This is a genomic window from Actinoplanes sp. NPDC049668, assembly GCF_044465445.1.
Lineage (GTDB): Bacteria > Actinomycetota > Actinomycetes > Mycobacteriales > Micromonosporaceae > Actinoplanes.
In genome coordinates, this window is the sequence record NZ_JBITLR010000008.1 from 454,172 (window position 1) to 469,037 (window position 14,866).

General features: G+C 71.8%; 10 protein-coding genes. 5 read left to right on the forward strand and 5 right to left on the reverse strand.

What is annotated here, in order from left to right; translation table 11 throughout:
- The first annotated feature begins 78 nt into the window (after positions 1 to 78).
- From ACIBSW_RS33065 to ACIBSW_RS33080, 4 genes are all read left to right on the forward strand, one after another.
- Positions 79 to 1,866, forward strand: a complete 1,788-nt coding sequence (locus ACIBSW_RS33065) for a hydrogenase maturation protein (protein WP_354721098.1) — start codon at positions 79 to 81, stop codon at positions 1,864 to 1,866.
- 77 nt (positions 1,867 to 1,943) lie between these two features.
- A complete protein-coding gene (locus tag ACIBSW_RS33070) occupies positions 1,944 to 3,746 on the forward strand; it encodes a glycosyltransferase family 2 protein (RefSeq protein ID WP_404799529.1) in 1,803 nt (600 codons plus the stop codon).
- A complete protein-coding gene (locus tag ACIBSW_RS33075; protein ID WP_404799530.1) occupies positions 3,743 to 5,692 on the forward strand; it encodes a galactose oxidase-like domain-containing protein in 1,950 nt (649 codons plus the stop codon). Before ACIBSW_RS33070 ends, ACIBSW_RS33075 begins: the two co-directional genes overlap by 4 nt.
- A complete protein-coding gene (locus ACIBSW_RS33080) occupies positions 5,692 to 6,774 on the forward strand; it encodes a glycoside hydrolase family 6 protein (RefSeq protein ID WP_354730809.1) in 1,083 nt (360 codons plus the stop codon). The genes ACIBSW_RS33075 and ACIBSW_RS33080 overlap by 1 nt, the downstream gene beginning before the upstream one ends.
- 40 nt (positions 6,775 to 6,814) lie before the next feature.
- Here the strand turns inward: ACIBSW_RS33080 and ACIBSW_RS33085 are convergent, their stop codons facing one another.
- Positions 6,815 to 8,410, reverse strand: coding sequence for a lysyl oxidase family protein (locus ACIBSW_RS33085; RefSeq protein WP_354726192.1), 1,596 nt, complete (start codon positions 8,408 to 8,410; stop codon positions 6,815 to 6,817).
- Between the two features lie 173 nt (positions 8,411 to 8,583).
- Between ACIBSW_RS33085 and ppc the strand changes: the two genes are divergently transcribed.
- Positions 8,584 to 11,367, forward strand: a complete 2,784-nt coding sequence (gene ppc / locus ACIBSW_RS33090; protein WP_354726190.1) for a phosphoenolpyruvate carboxylase — start codon at positions 8,584 to 8,586, stop codon at positions 11,365 to 11,367.
- A 60-nt stretch (positions 11,368 to 11,427) separates the two neighbouring features.
- Here the strand turns inward: ppc and ACIBSW_RS33095 are convergent, their stop codons facing one another.
- From ACIBSW_RS33095 to ACIBSW_RS33110, 4 genes are read right to left on the reverse strand one after another with little or no spacing between them, the layout of a single operon-like run.
- On the reverse strand, positions 11,428 to 12,138 hold the full coding sequence (locus ACIBSW_RS33095) for an ABC transporter permease (protein ID WP_354726188.1): 711 nt from the start codon (positions 12,136 to 12,138) through the stop codon (positions 11,428 to 11,430).
- 1 nt (position 12,139) lies between these two features.
- Entirely contained in the window at positions 12,140 to 13,051 is a 912-nt protein-coding gene (locus tag ACIBSW_RS33100; RefSeq protein ID WP_354726186.1) for an ABC transporter ATP-binding protein, read from the reverse strand.
- Positions 13,048 to 13,911, reverse strand: a complete 864-nt coding sequence (locus tag ACIBSW_RS33105) for an ABC transporter permease (RefSeq protein ID WP_354726184.1) — start codon at positions 13,909 to 13,911, stop codon at positions 13,048 to 13,050. Before ACIBSW_RS33105 ends, ACIBSW_RS33100 begins: the two co-directional genes overlap by 4 nt.
- Positions 13,904 to 14,818, reverse strand: a complete 915-nt coding sequence (locus ACIBSW_RS33110; protein ID WP_184997538.1) for an ABC transporter ATP-binding protein — start codon at positions 14,816 to 14,818, stop codon at positions 13,904 to 13,906. Before ACIBSW_RS33110 ends, ACIBSW_RS33105 begins: the two co-directional genes overlap by 8 nt.
- Positions 14,819 to 14,866 lie beyond the last annotated feature (48 nt).

Consider the following 14,866-nt stretch of genomic DNA (forward strand, 5'->3'; position numbering starts at 1 on the left):
GGACCGCATGTCCGACATGGCATCGCACAGGTAGCGGAAGCTGCCGTTCGCCATGGGGGAATTGTCTGGGGAGGCAATGTGCGGGTTCTGCTGCTCGTTTCGGCGTTCAACGGTCTGAGTCAGCGGGTCTGGTGCGCGCTGCGGGAGGCGGGCCACGACGTCGGTGTCCTGTTCGCCACGGGACCGCAGGACATCGTCGACGGTGTGCAGGCCGCGCAGCCGGAATTGATCATCTGCCCGTACCTACGGGACCGGGTGCCCGCCGCCGTCTGGCAGCACCACCGCACGGTGATCATCCACCCCGGCCCGGTCGGCGACCGCGGGCCGTCGTCGCTGGACTGGGCCATCGCCGACGGCGCGCCGACCTGGGGCGTCACCGCCCTGCAGGCGGTCGAGGAGCTGGACGCCGGGCCGGTCTGGGCCTCCCGCACGTTCCCGATGCCGCTCGCCGCGCCGCGCAAGTCCTCCCTCTACAACGGACCGGTCGCCGACGCGGCCGTCGAGTGCGTCCTCGAGGTGATCGCCAAGGCCGGGGATCCCGCGTTCCGGCCGTCGCCCGCGACCGAGCTGACCGTCGAGGTGCAGGGCGCCCGGAGCCGGCCCGCGATGCAGCAGGCGGACCGCGCCTTCGACTGGACGCAGCCGACCGAGCACATCATCCGGCGGATCCGGGCCGCCGACGGCGCGCCCGGCGTGCGCACGACGCTGGCCGGGCTCGACGTCTTCGCCTACGACGCGCACCCGGGGCTGGCCCGCGGCGCCCGCCCGGGTGCGCTGCTCGGCCGGCGGCAGGGTGCCGTGCTGGTCGGCACCGGTGACGGCAGCGTCTGGCTCGGCCACCTGCGTGACGCCACGCAGTCCCGGCAGATCAAGCTGCCCGCGACCACCCTGCTCGGCAAGCGGTTGCGCGGCGTGGCCGACTCGCCGCTGCCGCCGGGCACCGAGCCCGAGGGGCCGTCGTACCGGCAGGTGCGCTACCGGCGCTCCGGTCCGGTCGGCTGGCTGGCGTTCGACTTCTACAACGGCGCGATGTCCACCGGGCACTGCCGCCGGCTGCTGGCCGCGCTCCGGCACGCCGCGGCGCAGGACACCCGGGTGCTGGTGCTGCGCGGCGGCACCGACACGTTCAGCAACGGGATCCACCTCAACGTCATCGACGCCGCCGGCGATCCCGCGGTGGCCGCCTGGGCGAACATCAAGGCGATGAACGAGGTGTGCCGGGAGATCATCACCTGCACCCGGCAGGTCGTCATCGCCGCGTACGCGGGCAGCGCCGGCGCCGGCGGCGTGATGCTCGGCCTGGGCGCCGACATCGTCGCGGCCCGCCAGGGCGTGGTCCTGAACCCGTACTACGACATGGGCCTGTACGGCTCCGAGCTGCACACCTTCACGCTGCCCCGGCGGGTCGGGCCGGACACCGCGCAGGCGCTCATCGACGCGAAGCTGCCGGTCAGCGCCGAGCAGGCCGGCTCGCTCGGGCTGGTCGACGAGGTCGGGCCCCGGCACCCGGAGGCGTACGGCGAGTGGCTGACCGCGCTCGCCGTCGGGCAGGCCGACGCCAGGGACGCGCGGCGCCGCCAGGCGGCCAAGGCGAAGCGGCTCGCGGGCGAGCGCGTGCCCCTCGACGTGTACGAGGCCCGCGAGCTCGCGGAGATGAGCAGCGACATGTTCGGCGACCGGTCCGGTTTCACCGCCGCCCGGCGCGCATTCGTCGGCAAGGCCCGGCCGGCGGACAGCCCCGCACGCCTGCTCCTGACCCGGCACGCGGAGCACTCCGCGCGTCCGCGTCAGTTGAGCCGCCCGCTGAGCGCACCGGCGGCCGAGGCCGAGGTGCGCGTGCGCTCGGCCGTGCCGATGTCGGCCTGAGCACACCGGAGCACGGCGTTCGCCCGCGGGCGAACGCCCAGAACACCATGGCCGGGTCCAAGCTTGAGAGGACGCCGATGAGCGGCGAAGGAATGGCCGCGGCCAGAGCAGCGGTCGACCCCGCGCTCGCGCGAGCCCTGAACACACCGACCGTGCTGCTGCCCGGCCGGTACCAGTACAGCAGCTACAGCGTGCTGGCCGGGCCGGCCGAGCTGCCCGGCGACGGACCGCAGCGGGTCAGGATGCGGCCGCTGGCCCGGCGCCGGCCGTTCGCGACCGTGCTGATCACGCTCTTCGCGTTCGCGTTCGAGAGCACGTTCTTCGCCTGGCTGCTCTCCTCGATCGAGGTGCCGGACCCGCGGCTGCACACCTGGCTGTACGCCGCCACCGTCGTCATGATCGTGGCGACCGCGCTGATCGAGCTGTTCCGGCTGGTCAACGTGGTGACGCTGTGTCTGGCCACGCTCTGGGCCCGCGATCCCGTGCCGATGGTCCCGGACCGTGCCCTGCGGGTCGCGTTCCTGACCACGATCGTGCCCGGCAAGGAACCCGTCGACATGGTCGAACGCACCCTGCGCGCCGCCCGGGCGATCCGGCACGCCGGCCGCTACGACGTCTGGCTGCTCGACGAGGGCAACGACGACGAGGTCCGGCAGATGTGCGAACGCATCGGCGTGCTGCACTTCAGCCGCAAAGGCCGGGCCGAGTACAACACCCCCGCCGGCGCCTTCAAAGCCAAGACCAAACACGGCAACTACAACTCCTGGGTCGACGCCAACGGCGACCAGTACGACGTCTTCGTCTCCGTCGACCCCGACCACGTGCCGCTACCCAACTTCTGCGAGCGGCTGCTCGGCTACTTCCGCGACCCCGACGTCGCCTTCGTCGTCGGACCACAGATCTACGGCAACTACGACAACGTCGTGACCCGCTGGGCCGAATCCCAGCAATACCTCTTCCACTCCCTGCTGCAGCGCGCCGGCAACCGCCTCGGCGTCTCCATGCTCGTCGGCACCAACAACGCCGTACGCATCTCCGCACTCCGCGGCATCGGCGGCCTACAGGACTCCATCACCGAAGACATGGCCACCAGCCTCGTCGTACACAGTGGACGCAACCCCGACACCGGCGCACGCTGGCGCTCCGTGTACACCCCCGACGTCCTCGCCGTCGGCGAGGGCCCCTCGTCCTGGACCGACTACTTCACCCAGCAGCACCGCTGGTCGCGCGGCACCGACGAGGTCATCGTCACGTCGTTCGCGAAGTTCATGTGGCGGCTCGGCTTCCGGCGCGGCCTGCACTACGCGTTGCTGACGTCGTACTACCCGCTGACCGCGCTGGCCTGGCTGCTCGGCGCCGCCAACGCCGTCTGCTATCTGGTGCTGGGCGCCAAGGGTGTGCAGGTGCCGATGCACGTCTGGCTGATGCTCTATGTGGACGCCGCGCTGTTCCAGGTCGGCCTCTACGTGTGGAACCGCCGGCACAACACCAGCCCGCACGAGGACGCGGGCTCGTCCGGGCTGGCCGGCATGCTCATGTCGACGCTGTCCACGCCGGTGTACGTCTCGTCCTTCCTCGGCGCGCTGCTGCGCCGCAACGCCGGCTTCGTGGTGACGCCCAAGGGCGACTCGGCCAGCCCGGACCGGCTGCTGACGTTCGCGCCGGGGCTGCGCTGGGCCGCGTTCTACGTCGTGCTGCTGATCTCGGCGCCGATCGGCGCGCATGTGCACGGCGCGATGTGGGCCTGGCCGGCCATCAACCTCGTGATCTGCCTGGTGCCGCCCGCGATCTGGGTCGGCCAGGAACACCAGCGCCGCCGGGCCGTACCGCCGCCCGCGAGCGAGAAACCCGCCGAGGAACCCGTGGAGTCGTACGCATGAAGCCCCGTCCCCGCCCGTCGACGGCCCGCCGCCTGCTGAGCGGAGCGATCGGACTCGTCGTCCTAGGCCTGCTCGTCTTCGTCAACCAGCCGATGGTGGCGTTCGGCTCGGACGCCCTGCACGACTTCAACATCAACCGGCTGGCGTACAAGCAGCGGTACGGGCACTGGGCCCGGCTGCCGGTGCCGCACCACTTCCGGGTCAACGCGATCCACGCGGCGCTGCTGCGCACCGGCAAGGTGCTGATCATCGCGGGCAGCGGGAACAACCGCGAGAACTTCGAGGCCGGCACGTTCCGGTCGATCCTGTACGACCCCGCCCGGGACTCGTTCGCCGAGGTGCCGACGCCGACCGACGTGTTCTGCGCCGGGCACACCTTCCTGCCCGACGGCAAGCTGCTGGTGGCGGGCGGGACGAAGTCGTACGAGGTCCTGGAGAAGGACATCACGCACGCCGCCGGGGTAATGAAGATCAAGAATGAGTCGCCGACGGGCGGGCCGAGGGTCTTCCCGAAGGGCACCCGGCTGACCGCCAAGGACGGCCGCGCCTACCTGACCCGCGACGACGTGACCGTCCCGGCGGCGACCGCGATGAAGCACGGCGACAAGGTGATGACGCACGCCGGCGCGGCCGAGGTCTGGGTCGACGCCGAGGCCGCCGGCGACGCCTCGATCGTCGACCACCCGGCGCAGTACACGGTCGCCGGCCTGACCGGCCTGGACCAGCGCAACATCTACGGCCTCTCCGACAAGATCACCCGGGAGAAGCAGGAGTACGGCGGCGACAAGACGTCGTACGAGTTCGACCCGCAGACCGAGCGCTACGTGCGCACCGGCGACATGGTCCGCAGCCGCTGGTACCCGACGCTGGCCGAGATGCCGAACGGCGACGTGCTGGCCGTGTCCGGGCTGGACGAGTTCGGCCGGATCCTGCCCGGCGACAACGAGACCTACGTCCGGGCGCAGAAGCGCTGGGTTGCCGCGCCGAAGCTCAAGCGGGTCTTCCCCACCTACCCCGGCCTGCATCTCATGCAGAACGGGCGGCTCTTCTTCTCCGGCTCGAACTCCGGCTACGGCTCCGACACCGAGGGCCGCACGCCCGGGCTGTGGGACCTGACGAACAACAAGTTCCAGGTCGTACCCGGACTGCCCGACGCGCGGATGACCGAGACCAGCTCCTCGGTGCTGCTCCCACCCGCACAGGACCAGAAGGTGATGATCTTCGGCGGCGGCGAGATCGGCGAATCGCCGGTCTCCACCCGGCGCACCGCGATCGCCGACCTGGACGAACCGAAACCCGCCTACCGGCCCGGCCCGGACCTGCCACAGCCGGCCCGCTACCTGAGCACCGTGCTACTGCCCGACGACACCGTGCTGACCACCGGCGGCTCCTCCGGCTACCGCGGCGGCGAGTACCGCGGCCAGACCCGCAGCGACCTGTTCAACGCGCAGATCTACCGGCCCTCCCGGGACCGGTTCGAGACGGCCGCCGAGTCGACGGTCGGGCGCAACTACCACTCCGAGGCGCTGCTGCTGCCCGACGGCCGGGTCATCACCCTGGGCAGCGACCCGCTCTACGACCGGGCCGGCCAGGACCCCGGCACGTTCGAGCAGCGCATCGAGGTCTACTCGCCGCCGTACCTGTTCAAGGGCCCGCGGCCGGCCGTCGGCGCCGGGCCGGAAACCCTGCAGCGGGGCGCGAAGGCCGACTTCGCCACGCCGGACGCCGGGCGGGTCCGCGCCGCCCGGCTGCTGCGGCCCGGCGCCGTCACCCACGTCACCGACGTCGACCAGCGCTCGGTCGCCCTCGACCTGGTGCGCTCCCCCGGCGGGGTCACCGTGACCGTCCCGCAGGCCAAGGGCCTGGTACCCGCCGGCTGGTACATGCTGTTCCTGATCGACGACAAGGGCGTGCCGTCGACCGGCCGCTGGGTCCGGGTGCGCTGATGTCACCGGACCTCCGCTCGATACGCCTGCGCTGGCCGCTGCTGGCCGCCGGCCTCTCCCTCGCGCTCGTCATCGCCGCCATCGCGGCCCTCTCGATGCGCGGCGCGGACTCGCCGGTGGTGACCGGTCCCGCGGTGACCGCGCAGCAGCGGGAGCCCGTCACCGAGGTCCCGCAGGGCGGTGGGCGGCTCGCGGACCGCCGGCTGTACGTCGATCCGTACGGCTCGGCCGCGCGACAGGCCACGGAGTGGGAACGCGCCGGGCGTACCGGCGAGGCCCGGATCATCCGGCGCATCGCCGACCGGCCGACCGCGACGTGGTTCGCCGACGCCGCGCCCGGCTACGCGCAGCGGGCGCGGGCGCTGGTCGCGGCCGCGGCCGCGGCCGACCAGCTGCCGGTGCTCACCCTCTACAACATCCCCGGCCGGGACTGCGCCGGCCACTCGGCGGGCGGCGCGGCCGACGCCGAGGACTACCGGGGCTGGGTACGGACGCTGGCGGGCGCGCTGAGCGGGCACGGTGCGCTGATCGTGCTCGAGCCCGACGCGATCCCGCAGGCGGTGCAGGGCTGCCTGAGCGAGGCGGATGCCGAGCAGCGGTACGCGCTGCTCGGCGAGGCGGTCGACGCGCTGCGGGCGGTGCCGGGCGTGCTGGTCTACCTCGACGCGGGCAACCCGACCTGGATCACCCAGCCGGCCCGGCTGGTCTCCGCGATGCGCAAGTCCGGCCTGGGCCGGGCGTACGGGTTCTCGCTCAACGTGGCCAACTTCGAGACGACCGCGGACAACATCGCGTACGGCAGCCGGCTGTCCACATTGCTCGGCGGCGCGCACTTCGTGGTCGACACCAGCCGCAACGGCAACGGGCCCGCGCAGAAGGGCGCGGGCGACCGGCACTGGTGCAACCCGCCGGGGCGGGCACTCGGCGAGGATCCGACGACCCGGACCGGGGTGCCGCTCGCCGACGCGTTCCTGTGGGTCAAGCGGCCGGGCGAGTCCGACGGCGCCTGCGGCAGCGGCGCGCCGCCGGCCGGGCAGTGGTGGGACCGGTACGCCCTAGATCTCGCCCGTCCGGCGTCCTGACCCGGCCGGTCGCGGCGTGCCGCGACCGGCCGGTGCCGTGTCAGCCCTCGATGCCGTTGACCGCGGGCACCTCGAGGGTGCGCTCGGTCGGCGTGCCGCCCAGGACGATCTTCCGGAGCGACGAGTTGTTGGTCGTGCTCAGCTCGGTCAGGCGGTTGACCGGGTTGGCCTTGACCTCGATGTAGTAGGTGCCGTTCGGCAGGTCGGTGATCTCGAACGACTGGCCGGGCCGCTGCTGCGAGTAGGTGTCGCCGTTACCGATGTCGAGCACCTCGCGCACCGCGACGGCCGTGTTCTGGCCGCACGAGCTGGAGAGGTCGGTGTTCTGCGGGCGCCACTTGGCGTTCGGGATGGTGTAGTCGACCGCGTCGGTGTTCACCAGGCAGAACGCCTCCTTGCCGCTGCGCACCGTCTGCTTCTTGTCGCTGGAGAGCAGGTTGTACTGCGCGAAGTCGGTGAAGTGCCAGTGCCGGTGCCCCTCGCGCGGGTCCCACTCCATGGTGCCGGCGGCGACCGAGCCGACCTCCTTGCCCTTGGCGTCGAAGAAGTACTGGTACGCGTCCATCAGCTCGGTGCCGGTCTGCCGGAATCCGTCGACCAGCAGCGGCGACGTGCCGCCGTTCCAGACCGTCGCGCCGAAGTTGACGTACGACTTCCCGTCCTCCTCCTGCGACAGCGAGATGCCCCAGGCGGGCAGCGAGCGCAGGTCGGGCCGCGGGCCCTTGGGGATGCTGGCGGCCTTGACGGCCTTCGGCTTCTTCGCCGGCGGCCGGAACTCCGGCTTGTACGCGGAGATCTGCCGGGACTCGTCGCCCTCGCCGGCGTGCGCGCTGTGCGCGGCGACGGCGGCCGCCTCGGTCGGGTCGTCGCCCGCCCGCGCCGCCTTGGCCCGTGCCTTGAACGACGCGGGTGCCTTGGCCGCCCGCGCGCCCTCACCCTCGTCGATCGTCTCGACCTTGACGTTGACGGTCTGCGTCGCGGAGTCCGCAGCGATCTTGAAGTAGTCCCGGTACACCTTGTTGAGCGTGACCGTCGCCGTGTAGTCGCCGTCCGGCATCTGCACGTCGCCGGTGCGGGGCAGGCTGGCGGTCGGCGCGTTCCAGCCGGCCTGGATGCCCCAGACCGAGCCGAGCGTGAACGGGTTGTCCTCGGAGCAGCCCTGCGGGTACGGCGTCTCGGCGGGCGCGTCCCGCCGGGTCCGCGCCGACTCGTACGAGTTCGGGCAGAAGTCGGTCGAGTAGCTCGCGACCTCGGCGCCCGCCGCGGTCTTGATGGTGACCGTGGTGAAGTCCTTCAGGCCACCCCAGCCGGTGACCATCCCGGCGGGCAGCGCCACGTTCTTCTTCTTGCCGTTCTTCACCACGACCTGCTCGGCCACGATCGGATCGGCGTAGGACTTGCGGGCCGCCCGGATCTCGAACGGGTCCTGGCCCGCGATCACGTGTACGCCCAGATCGAAGTTGAGGTAGCTGTCCTCACCCCAGACGTAGCGCTCGGCGACCACGCTGGCGGCGGCGCGGGTGAACGCGAGCGGCGGCGGATCGGTGGCCGCGTTCGCCACCCCCATGCCGGCGGCGGTCAGGCCGACGGCGGTGGCCACGGCCCCGGCCACCAGAACTCGGGTCCTGCTTGTCATGCTTTTTCCTCCCCGAAACCTTTGTGTCGCACAGGTAATCCCGAAAGGCGTGAAGCGGACGTAAGGACGTATGAGACTTACCTCAAAACACGCAGGCTGGGCGGCTCACCGATACGATCGGCAGAGTCGGGACAGCGCCGTCCTTCCGCACGCGATGCAAAAGGAGCGCTCCGGTGACGGACCAGCACGGCCAGCTCGACCCCGACGGCCCCGACGCGGCACTGCGCGCCGATATCCGGCGCATCGGCACCCTGCTCGGCCAGACCCTCGCCCGGCAGGAGGGCAAGCCGCTGCTCGACCTGGTCGAGGAGGTGCGGGCGCTGGTCCGGGCCGACGCACCGGCCGCCGCCGAGCGCCTGGCCGCCCTGGACGTCACGACCGGCACCAAGCTGGCCCGGGCGTTCTCGACCTACTTCCACCTCGCGAACATCACCGAGCAGGTGCACCGCGCCCGCGACCTGCAGCGCCGCCGCGCCCGCGACGGCGGCTGGCTGGACCAGGCCGCCAAGCGGATCGCCGAGCAGGGCGTGCCGGCCGACGAGATCGCCGCCGCCGCGCGCCGGCTGGCCGTCCGCCCGGTCTTCACCGCGCACCCGACCGAGGCCGCCCGGCGCTCGATCCTGTCCAAGCTGCGCCAGCTCGCCGACTCGCTGGACGCCGAGGCGAGCGCCGCGGTCCTGTACGGCGCCTCGGACACCACCGCCTCGACGCGGCGCTTCGCCGAGCTGATCGACCTGCTCTGGCAGACCGACGAGCTGCGGCTGGACCGGCCGGACCCGACCGACGAGGCCCGCAACGCGGTCTACTACCTCAAGGACCTGTACGCGGACGCCGCGCCGCAGGTGCTCGACGACCTCGCCGAGACGCTGCGCCGGCTCGGCGTGGAGACCGCGCCGACGGCGCGGCCGCTGACGTTCGGCAGCTGGATCGGCGGCGACCGCGACGGCAACCCGTTCGTCACCCCGGCCGTCACCCGGGACGTGCTGATGATCCAGCACGAGCACGGCATCCAGGCCACCGAGGCGGCCATGGACGCGCTCATCGACGAGCTGTCGGTGTCCCGCCGGCTGCGCGGGGTCTCGCTCGACCTCTCGGCCAGCCTCGCCAACGACCTCGACGCGCTGCGTGAGGTCGCGCCCCGGTTCCGCCGCACCAACGCCGAGGAGCCGTACCGGCTCAAGGTCCGCTGCATCAAGGCCAAGCTCGCCAACACCCGCGAGCGCCTGCACCGCGGCACCGCGCACGTGCCGGGGCGCGACTACCTCGGCAGCGAAGAGCTGATCGCCGACCTCGAGCTGATCCGCGCCTCGCTGGCCCGCAACTCCGGTCAGCTCACCGCGGTCGGCACTGTCGCGTCGGCGATCCGCGCGGTCTCCGCCTTCGGCCTGCGGCTGGCGACGCTCGACGTGCGCGAGCACGCGGAGAAGCACCACGAGGTGCTCGCGCAGATGTACTCGCGGGTCGGCGAGGTGGACGACTACCTGTCGCTGGACCGCACCGAGCGCACCAAGCTGCTCGCCACCGAGCTGACCGGGCGCCGACCGCTGGCCAGCGCCGACACCCCGCTCACCGACTCGGCGCGCAAGACCTTCGACGTGTTCAACACGATCCGCGACTCGCAGGACCGGTTCGGCGCGGACGTCGTCGAGTCGTACATCATCTCGATGACGCTCGGCGTCGACGACGTGCTCGCCGCCGCGGTGCTCGCCCGCGAGTCCGGCCTGATCGACATTCACACCGGCCGCGCCCGGATCGGCATCGTGCCGCTGCTGGAGACCCCGGCGGAGCTGGACGCCGGCGGCGACCTGCTGGACGAGATGCTCTCCCTGCCGGCCTACCGGGAGATCGTCAAGGCCCGGGGCGACCTGCAGGAGGTCATGCTCGGCTACTCCGACAGCAACAAGGAGGCCGGGATCACCACCAGCCAGTGGTCGATCCACAAGGCCCAGCGGGCGCTGCGCGACGTGGCGGCCCGGCACGGTGTCCGGCTCCGGCTGTTCCACGGCCGCGGCGGCACCGTCGGCCGCGGCGGCGGCCCGACGCACGAGGCGATCCTGGCGCAGCCGTACGGCACGCTCGACGGTGCGATCAAGGTCACCGAGCAGGGCGAGGTCATCTCCGACAAGTACACGCTGCCGATCCTGGCGCGGGAGAACCTCGAGCTGACCGTCGCGGCCGTGCTCCAGGCGACGCTGCTGCACACCACGCCGTCGGTCGACCTCTCCTCGCTGGCCCGCTGGGACGCGGCGATGGACACGGCGTCGGGCGCCGCGTTCGGCGCGTACCGGGCACTGGTGGAGAACCCGGACCTGCCGGCGTACTTCTGGGCGGCGACGCCGACCGAGCTGCTCGGCGCGCTGAACATCGGCTCCCGCCCGGCGAAGCGCCCGAACGCGGACGCGGGCCTCGGCGGCCTGCGGGCGATCCCGTGGGTCTTCGGCTGGACGCAGACCCGGCAGATCGTGCCGGGCTGGTTCGGCGTGGGCACCGGCCTCGCCGCGGTGCGCGAGGCCGGCCACGCCGACGTCCTGAAGGAGATGTTCGCGAACTGGCAGTTCTTCCGCACGTTCATCTCCAATGTGGAGATGATGCTGACGAAGACGGACCTGAACATCGCCCGGCGCTACGTGGACACCCTGGTGCCGGCCGAGCTCAAGGGCATCTTCACCACCATCGAGCGGGAGTACGCCAAGACGGTCGAGCAGATCCTGGCCATCACCGGCCACGACGAGCTGCTCTCCAGCCAGCCGGAGCTGTCGCGCACGCTGAGCGTCCGCGACACCTACCTGGAGCCGCTGCACCACCTGCAGGTGGCGCTGCTGCGGCAGTACCGCGAGCTGAACGACGCCGACGGCGCGCCGGGTGCCCGCCGGTCGCCGTCGGACGCGACGGCCCTGGAACGTGCCCTGCTGACCACGGTCAACGGCATCGCCGCCGGCATGCGCAACACCGGCTGATCCGCGCCCGCACGATCGACGGCCGGGCACCCTTCGCGGTGCCCGGCCGTCGCCGTCCGGTCAGCTGGTCTCGCCCGCCATGCTGAAGCTGCGGAGGCGGTCGACCGCGGCCAGGGTGCAGCCCAGGACGAAGATCGCGGACATGACGACCGCGACCGTCAGGGACACCTCGGCCTCGTACAGCGCGGTCGGGGCGATCTTGTCCGCGATCGTGATCACGTACTGCTCGATGGACAGCACCCGGGTGCCGCTGATGAACCTGCTCAGCAGCCCCTCCCAGATCAGGATGTAGACCAGGCCGAGCAGCACCGGCCGGCGGGTCAGCAGGCTGAGCAGCAGGAAGAACGCCGAGTAGGCGCAGGCGCCGACCACCGCCGCGATCGCGAGGGAAGCGCCGAGGCGCGCCGAGCCGGCCAGGGTGCCCGCCACGAAGAGCGGCACCGCCGCCGTCACGGCGCTCACCACGATCGCCACGCCCAGCTTCGCCAGGATGATGTCGCGGCGGGGCAGCGGCTTGGTCAGGATGTGCACGATCGTGCCGTCGTCCACCTCGGAGCCGAGCACGCCGGTGCCGACGATCAGGGACACCACCGGCAGCACCACGGCCAGGCCGAGGCCGACCAGCACCGGCTCGCCCCACTCCGCCGGGTCGACGTCGTACGCCTGGCAGAGCAGGGCCAGGCCGATCAGCAGCGCCGGAAGGGGCAGCAGGAGAAGCACCCGGCGCCGGCCGAACAATCCGCGGGCGGTGATCCACGCAACGGTCGACACGTCAGGCCTCCAGCAGGTAGGAGAAGACACTCTCCAGGGACTCGTCGGACGGCAGCAGCTTGCGCAGCCGGATGCCCTCCTCCAGGGCGATGCGCGGCAGGGCGCGGGTGAAGCCGCCGTAGTCGCCGGCGCGGACCGTCAGGCCGACGTTGTCGATCTCCACGCCGGTGACCGACTTCTCGCCGATCAGCGCCACCGCCAGCCGCCGGTCGTCCGAGGACTGCAGCGCGAAGACGTGCGGGCGGTGCGTCATCAGGCGGCGGATCTTGCGGTAGTCGCCGGAGGCCGCCAGCCGGCCGGCGACGATCACCTGGACGGTGCCCGACACCTGCTCGACCTCTTCGAGGATGTGCGAGCTGAACAGGATCGTGTGGCCCCGCTCGCCCAGCTCGTGCAGCAGGTCCATCATGTGCATCCGCTGCCGCGGGTCCATGCCGTTGAACGGCTCGTCCAGCAGCAGCACCTGCGGGTTGTGCACCAGCGCCGCGGCGACCCGGGTGCGCTGGCGCATGCCCTTGGAGTACGTCTCGATGCGGCGGTCCGCGGCGTCGGTCATCTCGACCATCTGCAGCGCCCACTCGGTCGCGGCCGCCGGGTCCGGCAGCTTCTGCATCTTGGCGCTGGCCTGTACGAACTCGCGGGCGGTGAGGAAGCCGTGCACCGCCTCGCGCTCCGCGACCAGGCCCAGCCGGCGGTAGATCTCCGGGTTGCGCCAGGTCGGCGCGCCGTCGATGGTCGCCGCGCCGCGCGACGGCGACAGGAAGCCCGCCATCATGTGCAGCACGGTGGTCTTGCCGGCACCGTTCGGGCCGAGCAGGCCGGTGACGCCCGGCTCCAGCGTCATGCTGATGTCGTTGACCGCCACCACGTTGCCGTACCAGCGGGACACGTTCTGAAGTTCCACCGTGGTCACAGCGAGGCCACCTTCCGGTAGCGGGCCAGTAGCAGCAGCAGGCAGGTGACGATCAGGACGGCCGCCTCGATGGCGTAGACCGGGCCGAAGCGGCCGATGGGCAGGCCGGTGTTGGCGTTCGGGACCAGCCACTGCGCGACGCCGCTGACCAGGGTCATCGGGCTCGCCAGGAAGGCCAGTTCCTGCGCGGTCCGAGACGGCAGGGTCGCCAGCACCCCGACGACCGGCGTGGTCATCAGGAAGACGGCGACGATGCCGCCGGCCGCGAAGGCGCGCTTGCCGGTCAGCGAGGCGACCAGCAGGCCGATCCCGGTGAACAACAGCGCCCAGAGCAGGCTGTAGGACCAGCCCCAGAGCAGATCGTCGAGCTCGCCCCAGACGCCCGACATGCCGTCCTTGGTGGTGAAGGCGGCGCCGAGGAACATGATCAGCTGCGGGCCGGCCAGCAGCACCCAGACCGCGCTCACCATCGCGGCGACCTTCGCGCCGACGTAGTCCGCCGCGCGCACCGGCCGGCTGAAGTAGAGCGGCAGCACCCCGGCGCGCAGGTCCCGGGAGACCAGCTCCGGCGCGACGATCGCGACGAAGAAGATGATCAGCCAGCTCATCGCGTCGGCGAACTGGACGTAGTTGAGCGGCACCGTGCCGGTCTGCGCCCGTACCGCCGCAATGATCACCGCGACCAGCGTGACGATGCCGAAGACCAGCCAGGGGAAGATCTTGGATTTGGCAGACCGGCCGAAGCCGTACGCCGCGCGCACGCCGTGCACGTAGATCGCGCCGAACACCGCGCCGCGGCCCAGCCGGGGCCCGGTGTAGCGCTGATAGCCGATGTCGTGGATGACGCTGGACTCAGACATCGGCGGTCTCCCTCGGTGCGAAGAGCTCGGCCACCCGGTGGCGTCGCTGGTCCAGGCGGTGCAGCGGCAGGTCCAGGTCGGCGACGGCCCGCAGGATGCGGTCGTAGGTCTCCTCCCGGTCGAGCGGAACGAGCAGCAACCGGCCGTCCCGCGTCACCGGCAGCTCCAGCGCCGTCAGCGCGGCGGCCAGCTCCTCGGTGCCCTCGCTGACCTCGACCGCGAGCACGTCGCTCGCCTCCGTCATCGCCGAGATGCGGTCGGCGCGCAGCAGCCGGCCGCCCTCGATGGCGACCAGCGAGTCGCAGATCCGCTCGACCTCGCCGAGCAGGTGCGAGCAGACCACGACGGAGATGCCGAACTCCGTACCGATGCGGTGCACGAGCGCCAGCATCGCGTCGCGCCCGGCCGGGTCGAGGCCGTTGGTCGGCTCGTCGAGCAGCAGCAGGTCGGGGTCGTGCACCAGCGCCTGCGCGAGCTTCACCCGCTGCTTCATGCCGGTCGAGTAGCCACCGATCTGCCGGTAGCGCTCCTCGTAGAGCCCCACATGCCGCAACGCCTCGGAGGCGCGTTCGCGGGCCGCGGTACGCGGCAGGCCGCTGATCCGGCCGAGGTGGGTGACGAACTCCGCGGCGGAGACGTCGGGCGGGAGCGCGTCGTGCTCCGGCATGTAACCGACCTTGGCACGGACCCGGTCGGGGTCGACGGTGGGATCGATGCCGAAGACCCGGACCTGCCCGGACGTCGGCGCGATCAAACCCAGCATGATCTTGATAAAGGTCGACTTGCCGGCGCCGTTGGCGCCGACAAGTCCGATGATCCCGGGCTCGACGGAGACGGTCAGGTCCTGCAGGGCGGTCACCCTGCCGCCGTACGTCTTGGTCAACCCTTGGGTGTCGATGAGGCTCACAGCGACAGCCTAGGAAGCGCTGTCACCGCTGCGGATCAGGTGAACCCC